Below are 11,430 nucleotides of genomic sequence, written 5' to 3' on the forward strand. Positions count from 1 at the left end.
AATTAATGTATCGCACACTTAAAGGTCTTGGTCGCAGAAACTGCACTAACAACCATCAATTCGGTTATTCAGTTTTGCGATAGATTGTAGAACAACCCACCGACCAGAATTAACCGAACCGACAAAAATCCTCGTCAGACAGGAAACAACTCCCGTCTCCATTAAAAGATAACAGAGATTTGTTTGAACCATCACACTTTTGCTGTGTGAGGGATTGCTAACATAGCATTCTTGGTATATAAAGGTTTTGATTCAGGCAATTTTTACGCACAGTTTCAGACAAATTCAGAAGTTCTGCCCGAAATCATGTACTTTGCCTCCCGATCAGGAAAGATCGGATCATGGACCTTTGCTCACACAATTGAGCTGTGTGAGGGATTGCTAACATAGCATTCTTGGTATATAAACCTTCTCATCCAGGAGAAGATCGAACAATTTTAATGTGAATTTTGAAGAGCCAAAGGAATTCAAAAGAGTTGTACTTTCGAATCCATCAATTGGACCGTTTTTATGAGCCGCCATATTCAGGCAACTTATCCAAGTACCTTTTACTTCCGTTTTTTCAATTTCCGTCTTGGGGTACCTTTAAGCTCGTTTTTCTAATTCTGTTTTTACTTCCCGGATAGCTTGTTACGCTCTGAGAAGCAACCCTAGAATGGGGCATCTAGTATATATAGTTTCCTATTAAAAATCAAGAAAGTAAACTTACAGAATCCTATTGAAAAGTTCATTTAAATACTACGTGGCGTTTATATACCAGAAACATACATCCATGTAGATGATTACCATGGATGTAACAACTGAAAGAAGGGATCGATTTTTACATCGAACCCATGCAGAATAAGAAAGTAAGCGTTTTTGACACCACACTGCGTGATGGAGAACAGACCCCGGGAGTATCCCTGACTTCTACCCAGAAGCTGGAAATCGCCCATCAACTTGACAAACTCGGGGTAGACATTATAGAAGCGGGGTTCCCAATCTCCTCGGAAGGAGACAAAGAATCCGTAAGATCGATTTCTAATGCCGGGCTTGATGCGGTAGTCTGCGGACTTGCTCGAGTGCTGAAAAAAGATATCGATGCCTGTTTTGAAAGCGACGTTGGCCTTGTGCACACTTTCGTCCCGACCTCGGATGTACAGAGGATTTATACCATCAAAAAGAGCCGGGAAGAAGTCGTCGAACTGGCTGTAGAAGCTGTCCAGTACATCAAGGACCACGGGCTGAAATGTATGTTTTCTGCTATGGACGCCACAAGGACCGAACCTGCCTATCTCAAAGAGGTCTTCAAAGCTGTCCAGGAAGCAGGATGCGATATCATCAACGTGCCCGATACAGTGGGCATTATGGTTCCGTCCGCGATGTACAGGCAGATTAAGGACATTGCAGCCGAGATAACGATTCCCATAGATGTGCACTGCCACAACGACTTCGGGCTTGCGGTAGCAAACAGCCTGATGGCGGTGGAGGCAGGGGCGTCCCAGGTCCAGGTCACAGTAAACGGTATCGGAGAACGTGCAGGAAATGCTGACATTTCCCAGACCGTGATGGGCCTTACGGCAATCTACGGAGCAAAGACGAACATCAGGACCGAATACCTGGTTGAGACTTCGAAGATGGTGGAAAACTACACTGGAGTCAGGCTTCCGCCAAACACTCCGGTTGTCGGGCAAAACGCCTTTTCCCACGAGTCCGGAATACACAGCCAGGGAGTGCTTGAAAAATCCGAAACCTTCGAGCCGGGCATCATGACCCCGGAGATGGTGGGGCACAGGAGGCGCATAGTCCTTGGCAAACATACAGGCAAACACGCAGTTAAGCAGTCCCTCGAATCTGCTGGTATAAAAACAAATGACAAGCAGCTCGATGAGATTGTGTTCAGAATCAAGGAAATCGCAAACAAAGGAAAACAGATCACCGACGCCGACCTTTACGCGGTTGCTTCTGCCGTGCTCGGGAAGGCAAGCTCTGAGGAAGAGCTGATCAAACTTAAGGAAGTCTCGGTGATGACGGGCAACATCCTGACGCCCACTGCCGTAGTTAAAGCAGATATCGACGGCAAAGAAATAGTAGCCGCAAGAACAGGAGTTGGCCCTGTGGATGCCGCCCTCAAGGCTGTCCGGGATATCCTGGGCGAAAGCAACCACTTCAAACTCCATGAGTTTAGGATCGATGCCATCACAGGTGGGGCCGATGCCCTTGCAGATGTGTATATAGGCCTCGAAAACGAAAAAGGCAGGATCGTAACTGCCAGGTCCGCAAACCCGGACATTGTCATGGCCTCAGTAGAAGCCCTTGTAAACGCCATGAACCTGCTGTATAAAAAGTGAATTAATGAGCAAAAAGCAAGCATAAAACCAGATAAGGCAAGTGCCCTGTTAGTTTTTGGGCCTGTATTCCACAATGAATGTATAAAAAGTAAAATAAAATGAAATGGAATACAGGACCCATGCCTTATCCAATCATTGATTCCCACTGCCATCTTGATTTTCCCAAATTCAACCGCGACCGGCACGAGGTTATCCTCCGGGCCCGGGAAGCCGGGGTTGTCGGAATGGTCAACTCCGGAATTTCCCTGAAGGGAAACCTTATGAGCCTTGAACTTGCGGAGAGCTACGAGGACATCCATGCCGTCCTGGGCCTCAGCCCTGACATCGGAAGGGAAGGCAGCGCCGAAGAGATCGATGCAATCCTGGCCCAGATAGAAGCAAATGCCGAAAAAGCCGCAGGAATCGGGGAGGCTGGCCTGGATTTCCAGGACTGTAAAACAAATAAAGAGCGGGAAAGGCAGACCGCTTCGTTCGAAAAGGTCATCGAGCTTGCAAAAACCCTGGAAAAACCCCTGGTGGTGCACGCCCGGCTGGCCGAAGCTGAAGTCCTGGAACTTGTCAGGGGAATGGACACCGTTATCTACCACTGCTACAGCGGCTCTGTTGAGACCATGAAAGAAATCGTGGACGCAGGCTATTATATTTCCCTGGCAACCCTCGTCTGTTTTTCCGAACACCACCAAACCCTTGCAGCTGAAGTTCCCCTTGAAAACCTGCTCCTGGAAACCGATAGTCCTTTCCTCTCCCCCCGCAAAGGAAGAAACGAGCCTGCGTTTATAACGGACTCGATCCCCGTGGTCGCACAGCTTAAGGAGATGGAGCCGGCAGAAGTTGCAAAAGCCGCAACTGAAAATGCACACAGGGTTTTTAACATCTAAGACTTTAAGGTTTTAAGGTTTTAAGATTTTAAAACGTCAAGAGATTCCACATTGATAAAATGGCAAAAGAGAGGAAAAAAGGAGAAAACCATGGAAGTCCAGTACATTTGCCCTACGGCCTATGATTCCAGCGTCTACCTTGTAAACAGAAAGGTCCTGATTGATGCGGGTATGAACAGCGCACTGATCATCAAAGAACTGGAGAAATACATCAAGCTCAACGAACTTGAACTCATAATCCTGACCCACTGCCACTATGATCACACAGCTGCAGCCGCGTCCATTTCAGAAAAGAGTGGGGCGAAGGTAGGGATCCACAAAGCAGACCTTGAAGGCGTAAACGACGAGTACCTCAGTGTCTCCGTGCTTTTCGGAGAGAAATCCCCCACTGTCAAGCCTGTCATCACTTACGAGGAAGGGGACCAGATCCCAATAGGAAACGGGGAGTTCCTGGAAGTTATCCACACCCCAGGACATTCAAGGGGGAGCATCTGCCTCTACGAACCCGCCTCAAAGAGCCTTTTTTCCGGAGACACGGTGTTTCCCGGCGGAGGGTTCGGAAGAATGGACTTTGAAGGCTCGGAGCCTGAAAAGATGCTCGGCTCCGTGGAAAAACTCACAAAACTCGACGTGAAAAACCTGTACTCGGGGCACGGAGCTCCCACAGACAGGGACGGAAACAAACAGATCATGGCCTCTTACAGGATGTTAAGTATGATGATGGGAGTATGATAGCCGGGAGTATGATAGCCGGGGATATATAGTCGGAGACATATAGTCGGAGACATATAGTCGGAGACATATAGCCGGAGACATATAGTCGGAGACATATAGCCGGAGACATATAGCCAGGGGAAATGACAGGAACAGGAATAAGGAAACAATTAGAAATAGGGACCACCTGAACGGGAAAACTATTTAAAAGCTAAGAAAGAGGTACGGGAGCCTGGAAGCTGATCATGAAAAAAGAAGCAGAAGTTCCGAAGGAAAAGAAAAAGTTCCACAAAGAAAGGTCAAACAGGGAAAAGTTAGATGGGAAAAAACCAGACCGGGAAAATACAAACAAGGGAAGACCAGATAGAGAAAGGCAAGAAAGGGAAACGGGTTTTTTTGTTTCAAGAAAAACAATAAAGAAAACACAGGCACCTGAAACTGAAACAAAAAGAGAAGTAAAAAAAGAAGTTAAAAAAGAGAAAAAGACGGGCCCTGAAACAAAATACGGAGAAAAAACAGTAAATAGGGAGGTAACGAAGCCTGAAAGAAAGCCCGGAACAAAAACCCCAAAATACCTTTCTTCACCCTTATCCACTTCAAAATTCCTTCCCATGAGCCTGGAAGAAGCAAAAGCCCGGGGATGGAAGGAACTTGATATCATCCTGGTCACAGGCGACGCCTATGTTGACCACTCCAGTTTCGGGACTGCGATCATCGGAAGGGTGCTCGAAGATGCCGGCTTCAAGGTCGGGATCATTGCCCAGCCCCGCTGGGACAACCCTGAGGAATTTAAGAAACTGGGGAAGCCCAGGCTCTTTTTTTCCGTAAGTGCGGGAAACACGGACTCCATTGTCAGCAACCTGACGCCGGGACTGAAGCCGCGGGAAAAGGACGCATACTCCCCCGGAGGCAGGCCGGGCCTGCGCCCTAACCGGGCTGTGATCATCTATTCTAACAGGATAAAAGAGGCCTTCCCTGATGTACCCATTGTAATAGGAGGAATAGAGGCTTCCCTGCGCCGCTTTGCCCATTACGATTATCTTTCGGATAAGGTCAGGCAGTCCATCCTGGCCGATGCCCCGGCCGACCTGCTGGTCTACGGCATGGGAGAACTTCAGGTCGTAGAGCTTGCAAAGAGGCTGCAGGCGGGAGAAGATGTCAAAGAGGTAAGGGACATCCCCGGCACGGTCTGGAAAATGGAGGTTAAGGCCTGGAAAGACCTGAAAGTAGAGGGCAGAGAAAGAGATTCCGAAAACTGCATCGAAATCCCCTCTTTCTCCGAGGTCTCGCAGGACAAAGCTGCCTTCGCAAAAGCCTTCCGCATGTATTTCATGGAACAAAACCCTGTCACTGGAAAAAGCGTTATCCAGCCCCACCCGAAAACCGTGGTCGTGCAGAACAGGCCCATGCGCGCCCTGACTGAAGCTGAACTTGACCATGTTTATGAGCTGCCCTTCACAGGTGAAACCCATCCCTCTTACACCGAGACCGTCCCTGCCCTGGAGATGGTGAAGTTCTCCCTTACCACGCACAGGGGCTGCTTCGGAGGCTGCGCCTTCTGTGCCATTACCCAGCACCAGGGGCGCATGATTGCAAGCCGCAGCCCCGAGTCCTTGCTCCGCGAAGCAAGGAGGCTTACGGAAAAACCTGACTTCAAGGGCATTATCAACGGCGTAGGCGGGCCCACGGCCAACATGTACGGCATGGAGTGCAGGACCTGGGCAAAGAAGGGGGCCTGCCTGGACAAAGCCTGCCTCCACCCCGGGATCTGCCCTGCCCTTGACACGAGCCACAAAAAACTGCTCGAACTCCTCCGCAGCCTGCGAGAACTTCACGGGGTCAAACAGGTCTTTACCGGCTACGGGGTGCGTTACGACCTTGCCCTTGAGGACGAGGAGTACTTAGAAGAACTCTGCGCCCACCACATCAGCGGACAGCTCAGGGTCGCCCCGGAACATTTCTCAAAGCGGGTCACGGACGCAATGTGCAAGCCGGACAGGAAAGTCTACGAGAAGTTTGCCGAAAAGTTCAAAATCCTTAACAAAAAGTGCGGCAAGGAGCAGTACATCGTAAACTACCTGATGTCGAGCCACCCGGACTGCACCCTGGAAGACATGATCGAGATGGCCGAGTACATGCGGGACCGCGGCGGGTACACCGAACAGGTCCAGGACTTCACCCCGACCCCGATGACCGTGTCCACCTGCATGTATTATACAGGACTCGATCCCTTCACGGGTAAAAAAGTGTACGTGGCTCGGGACAAAAAAGAAAAAGCCATGCAAAGAGCCCTCATGCACTATAAGAATCCTGCAAATTACGAGCTTGTATATGAGGCCCTGGAAAGGGCAGGAAGGCTGGACCTTGTGGGAAATGCCTGGAACTGCTTGATAAGGAGAAGAGAAAGGAAAGAGAAGAAAGAGAGGAAAGAACAGGAAAGATAATTGCTTCTTAAGTACTTTGCTTCTAAGTACTCACCACGGGATCCGGGAAAATAATTTTCGGGAAAATAATTTTCGGGAAAACAGGATTAACTTTTTTTTGATTTTTGAAAAATCTCCCGGCATCTCCCGCCGCCTTTTCTGGCGGTTTCCCACAAAAGAAAAAAAATAAAAGATCTAAAGGGCTTTTTGGTGAGAATAATTTCATAAAGCCCTGATCATTCAGTATTATTTATTTAGGGCGGGACCAGCCTGATACAGTCACAGCCGTAATAATACTTATAGTAACAGCCATTCCAACACTTAAATACGATGTACAGTTTATTTGCATCCGGAGGGCATCCATAAACGTCCAGGTCTTTAAATTGCACAGTAATATCTTTACCGTACTTTACCTTATAGCAATCGTAATTCAGAGGAATTTTATTTCCATCCTTCAACAAACCCACGGCCACAACTTTAATACATTCACAATCTTGAAGCTCACAATCGCGGTCAATATTAACTGTTACTACGCCGTTGCTGCCAAGGTTGAGCGCATTAGGTTTGACATCTATAGATACTTCTTTATAACATCTATCATTTGAGCCTGTTGCACTGACGTTTGATGCAGAAGCCAGTAAAGCCAGCGCTACTAGCAAAGCTACAGTTAATTTAATCCCTTTCATATTTTTCCCCCTTTTTATAAAACAAACCACTGACCAGCAAGTATGGATTCGGGTTTAAATCCATTTAGAAAACGGTCAGGGGAAGGTTTTTATTTTTTTAAGGATTATAAAATTCGTTTTTATATTATTACAGGCAATAATATTCCCTTTGTATAGAAAAATATGCACTAAACTCAGGTTTGGAAGAATCATTCTGATAATTGATATGCTCATTGAAGCAAAATGAAGTAAATAAAAAATACGCTTCCAGAACTGTAAAAATCAGGATTTTTGTTTTAATACCCCTGACATTCCCTCATGAAAGACCTGAGTTTTCCGCTCACCTGTCCGCAGTAGAAATGCCAGGGCTTTTCCTTGACCTCAATTACAAGATGTTCTTCCCCGTCCCAGCTGAAATGGGCCACTATGCCGTTTCCTTCCAGCATTCCGGAATTTCCCGGCGTGACTTCCATCCCATATACCTGCAATTTTTTCTTCATGCAGGAAAAAACCTCAGGAGTTACGTCCTTAAATTTAATCCCCCGGCATCCTTCCTCTTTCAGTCTCCTTCCGCCCATATCCGGTTTCCTCCCTGTTCTTTCCGCAAATTATCCCGCTTCTTTTGCTGGTACAAAACAAAGTATAGAATTTTATTAATGCTCGGGACTATAAAAAATAATCTTAGACAAACCCAAACCAGAATATAATTTTTGGCTATACCCCCAGAAATCAATAGAAAAGAATTAAACAGATTGGAAGACCAGATTTTGAAGGAGATGCATGAAATTTCCGATGAAAAAAGAGGAGCAGGAAAAGTAAATTTTATAATTTCAGGGGAACTGCCCCCCACTAATTATGGATTTACATTTTCCTGCCTGAATGAAAAATCCTTCAAAAATATCATTTTTTTTGCTTTTCGTTACTATCAAGTTCATCGAAATTTACGGGTGCGAACCTGATTTCATCAAATGAATTAAAGATTTCATCACCGCAACTGCTGTATGCATATACATAGAAACGAACTTCTTTACCCTCATACATAGAAGGATCAAAACATCCAAAGATATCCTGAGTTCTGAATTTCATTATGAGATCTGGACAATCATCGGTACCATCATAATTTTCATAGCCTCTTTCTTCCACAGAACCTACAAGACATGTCACATCTTCGATGTTGAGCTTTAACTTATCAATGTCATTTTCCGTGAATTCCTTCCAGGTTGCCCATTTCCAACATGGCGTCTCAGCATCATTATCATAATATTTAATCACAACTTTAATCATTGCAATGTCATTTTTTAATTCCTCTGCTTCCAAGTTCACCGCTGAACACGCAATTCCCACAGGAATTACTCCATTGTTGCATACGTTAATGGAATTGGGCCATGAACCTGGTTTGACATCAACGAAACAAGCTGAGGCGCTTGGCATGGAACTCAGCAAAACTAACAATACCGCCAAAGGTAAGACAAATTTTATCCCCTTAATATTAAGACCCCCATTTGAATAAATAAAGCACTATAAACATTTTATACAGTGTTTATGGAAAAATACCATCATGGTATATTTATTTATATCACTCGTTTTATACACATAGTAAAATAATACAAATATGTAAAAAAGGATATGGGAAACAAAATTTATAAAAAATGATCCTGAACAAGATTATTTTTTTAAAAAAGATTGTATAAAATTCATTCATACATCTAGAATTTAAATAGCTGATTTTCCTTTCGGTAAGAATTTTCAGATACGTTTTCAGGTGTTACGGGCTTCAGGCTATTCCACACTTTCAGCCATCTTTCCGCAGGCCTTTAATTACCCTGAATCGGGAGAATAAATCCCCGAATTACCCGGGATACAAAAGAAGTAACTTTCCGCAACCCGGGTCCAGAGAATGAGACGTTTTTTAGAGAGCTGTACGTTTTACAGAGATGCGATTTTTACAGAGGCGAGACAAGAGGAATTCCCATACTTAAATTTTCAGCTTAATTTCCATGGCACTGGTGAACGAAATCCTGAATTTTTCCGATCACTGTTCCGCAGCTGATAAAGAAGGGTTTCTCTTTGACCGTAATCGTTAGATTTGTCGAACCGTCCCAGTCGAAATCGGCAACAACGCCCTGTCCTGAAAGTTCACCTTTGTTTCCTGGGGGTACGTGAATGCCCGCAGCCTCAAGTTTTTGTTTCATACAATTGAATACGTCCGGTGTGACACTGTGAAATGTTACTGGAGTACATGCCATAATTCTCTTTCTCCTTCTTATTTTTATAGAGGTTCTTACTTTTATCGGAGGCTCTTATTTTTATAAGGGGCAGATGTTTGGCTGTGCAACTTATAGACAGGAACACTGATAGAAAGTAGAATGTGTTCATAACAATAGCAGATGGAATTCATACCCGGCACACACCCGAACATCTGCAAAATAGTTTAACACTTCTAAGTATAAAAATGTTGCTAACATATTAAAAATAATTCATATTTTCATACGCCTGAAAGGGTGGAAAAGAAAAGGAAAAGAGTAAAGAGTAAAGAGTAAAGAGCCGAAAGGGCAAAGATACGTGCAGGACGCCCTGATTTTTACCTGGTATCAGGCCAGAATCCCGAAACTTCTCTCGGGAAACGTCTCCCGAATTTGTCCTCAGGACCCGTGGCACTCTTTTACGAAGCCCTTTATTTTCCCCGCGGCTGCTCCGCAGCTGACGATAAACGGTTTCTCCGTGATGGTGATGGTGAGGTGAGATTCCCCATCCCACTCAAACTCTGCAGTAACCCCTTTACCTGAAATTTCTCCCCTGTTACCCGGAGGGACATGGATGCCATATTCTTGAAGCTTTTTCTTCATGCAATTAAACACATCAGGCGGAACGTTGCGGAATTTAATCGGCGTACAACTCACGACCCTATCCTCCAATATATTTCTAAAGCTTATTCCCTCTATGATTCAATAAACAAAAGTCGCCTTCCAGAGATAAAAATATAGTGCTGGCAGATGGTGGACATCTTATCGTTGTGTGTATCAAAAATGATAAAAATTATACGACGTTTACGACTAAAAATAATTGAGATTAAAAAACGGAAAGTGCAAAAAAATAATTATTGAGTTTAAATAATTATTGACTTCACATCAGGAAAAACCGCTTCCTGGAGCAGAAAAAGAAATCAGTTAAGCCGGAGTGGGACCAGCCCGAGCCGGCAAAACCAATCAATACAAGGTCAATACACGATAAACCATAGCAGCTAAACTTACATCAGCAGCTAAACTTATTCCAGCGCCATTGCCACAAGCTCGACTATATCGATTACCTCGACATCCCCGGCTGCGTCCCTGAGGTTCCTCACGCAGAGGGGGCAGGAAGTGACGAGGTAGTCCACGCCTTCGGGCACGTCTTCGATACGCTTTTTTGCAAGTTCGAGGGAGATGTCGGGATAGCCGATCCGGACCCCGCCTCCGCCGCCGCAGCAGCGGGAGTTTTCTTTTATGTTTTTCATCTCCTTGAGGGTGCAGATGGCTTTTATGACCTCCCGGGGAGCGTCGTAGACCTTGTTGTGCCTGCCCAGGTGGCAGGGGTCATGGTAGGTGACGGTGAGGGGGAGGCGTTTGAGCTTCAGGTCGCCGAGGTGCTCGGCCAGGAACTCGGGGAGGCTGATTACCCTGAGCTTTTCAGGGTAATTGTTCTTGAGAGTTGTATAGCAGCCGGCGCAGCCCGTGATGATCGTGTGGGCGCCAACTTTCCTTATCTGCTCAAGGTTGTGCTCCATGATTCTTCCTGCGTCTTCCCTGAAGCCTGTGCGCAGGAGGGGAGAAGCGCAGCACTGCTCGTCCGGAAGGAGGGTGACTCCGAAGCGCTGCAGGACCTCAAAGGTCTTCTTTGCAAACTCTGGGTAGCGGTAAGAATCGAAACAGCCCACGAAGTAGACGTAATCGGACTTTTCTGGAAGCCCTAAGCGTTCGGACTCGGGGAGCCAGTGCAGGCGGGATTTGGTTTCCCCGAATGAGTTGCCGCTGGTTGTGACCGCAGACCTTAGCTTTTCCTGGCCTTCCGTTGTGATTCCGCATTTCACAAGTTGGGCGCGGGCAGCTTCCACGACTTCAGGGGGGTTTGCCCCGGCCGGGCATTTGGCGGCACAGATCCCGCAGGTCGTACAGGTTGCTAGGCTTGGGAGGACGTCTTCCGAAGGTTCCCTGCCTTCGAGCAGGCTCTTGATGATAAGCATGCGGCCGCGGGTATTGGCGGATTCCCAGCCCACCACATCAAAGACCGGGCAGACCGAGCGGCAGGTCCCGCACTGAACGCATTTGTAGACCGACCTGCGGTCGATCTCAAAATTTTCGCATAATTTACCTGCCTTCTTTATTTCACCTGCCTTCATTTCTTTTGCCTTCTCAGTTTCTTTTTTTCCTTCGTTTTTCATTCT

Annotated in this window: 11 protein-coding genes; 4 read left to right on the forward strand and 7 right to left on the reverse strand. The window is 46.3% G+C overall.

What is annotated here, in order from left to right; all coding sequences use genetic code 11:
• Positions 1–833 precede the first annotated feature (833 nt).
• From FTO70_RS14365 to FTO70_RS14375, 3 genes are all read left to right on the forward strand, one after another.
• Positions 834–2,330 (forward strand): 2-isopropylmalate synthase, encoded by a 1,497-nt coding sequence (locus tag FTO70_RS14365; protein ID WP_255336451.1) that lies wholly within the window; start codon positions 834–836, stop codon positions 2,328–2,330.
• Positions 2,331–2,449: 119 nt separating this feature from the next.
• Entirely contained in the window at positions 2,450–3,208 is a 759-nt protein-coding gene (locus tag FTO70_RS14370) for a TatD family hydrolase (RefSeq protein ID WP_255336452.1), read from the forward strand.
• Between the two features lie 90 nt (positions 3,209–3,298).
• Positions 3,299–3,940: an MBL fold metallo-hydrolase gene (locus tag FTO70_RS14375; protein WP_255336453.1), complete on the forward strand. Its 642-nt coding sequence runs from the start codon at positions 3,299–3,301 to the stop codon at positions 3,938–3,940.
• 193 nt (positions 3,941–4,133) lie between these two features.
• Here FTO70_RS14375 and FTO70_RS14380 read toward each other — a convergent pair whose 3' ends face one another.
• Positions 4,134–4,517 (reverse strand): hypothetical protein, encoded by a 384-nt coding sequence (locus tag FTO70_RS14380; protein ID WP_255336454.1) that lies wholly within the window; start codon positions 4,515–4,517, stop codon positions 4,134–4,136.
• A 16-nt stretch (positions 4,518–4,533) separates the two neighbouring features.
• On the opposite strand from FTO70_RS14380, the gene FTO70_RS14385 reads away from it, so the two are divergent.
• Entirely contained in the window at positions 4,534–6,366 is a 1,833-nt protein-coding gene (locus FTO70_RS14385; protein WP_255336455.1) for a YgiQ family radical SAM protein, read from the forward strand.
• Positions 6,367–6,599: 233 nt separating this feature from the next.
• On the opposite strand, the gene FTO70_RS14390 is transcribed toward FTO70_RS14385, so the two are convergent.
• The 6 genes from FTO70_RS14390 to FTO70_RS14415 all read right to left on the reverse strand — a co-directional run bounded on the left by FTO70_RS14390 (position 6,600) and on the right by FTO70_RS14415 (position 11,427).
• Positions 6,600–7,031: a hypothetical protein gene (locus FTO70_RS14390; protein WP_255336456.1), complete on the reverse strand. Its 432-nt coding sequence runs from the start codon at positions 7,029–7,031 to the stop codon at positions 6,600–6,602.
• Positions 7,032–7,306: 275 nt separating this feature from the next.
• Positions 7,307–7,588 (reverse strand): hypothetical protein, encoded by a 282-nt coding sequence (locus FTO70_RS14395; RefSeq protein WP_255336457.1) that lies wholly within the window; start codon positions 7,586–7,588, stop codon positions 7,307–7,309.
• 322 nt (positions 7,589–7,910) lie between these two features.
• A complete protein-coding gene (locus FTO70_RS14400; RefSeq protein WP_255336458.1) occupies positions 7,911–8,441 on the reverse strand; it encodes a hypothetical protein in 531 nt (176 codons plus the stop codon).
• A 557-nt stretch (positions 8,442–8,998) separates the two neighbouring features.
• Positions 8,999–9,202, reverse strand: coding sequence for a hypothetical protein (locus FTO70_RS14405; protein ID WP_255336459.1), 204 nt, complete (start codon positions 9,200–9,202; stop codon positions 8,999–9,001).
• Between the two features lie 450 nt (positions 9,203–9,652).
• Positions 9,653–9,856 carry a hypothetical protein gene (locus FTO70_RS14410; protein WP_255336460.1) on the reverse strand — a complete coding sequence of 68 codons (204 nt, stop codon included), beginning with the start codon at positions 9,854–9,856 and terminating at the stop codon, positions 9,653–9,655.
• A gap of 419 nt (positions 9,857–10,275) precedes the next feature.
• Positions 10,276–11,427, reverse strand: a complete 1,152-nt coding sequence (locus tag FTO70_RS14415) for a (Fe-S)-binding protein (protein WP_255336461.1) — start codon at positions 11,425–11,427, stop codon at positions 10,276–10,278.
• Positions 11,428–11,430: the final 3 nt, after the last annotated feature.

The sequence above is a fragment of the Methanosarcina sp. KYL-1 genome (genome assembly GCF_024372725.1).
In the GTDB taxonomy this organism is placed as follows: domain Archaea; phylum Halobacteriota; class Methanosarcinia; order Methanosarcinales; family Methanosarcinaceae; genus Methanosarcina.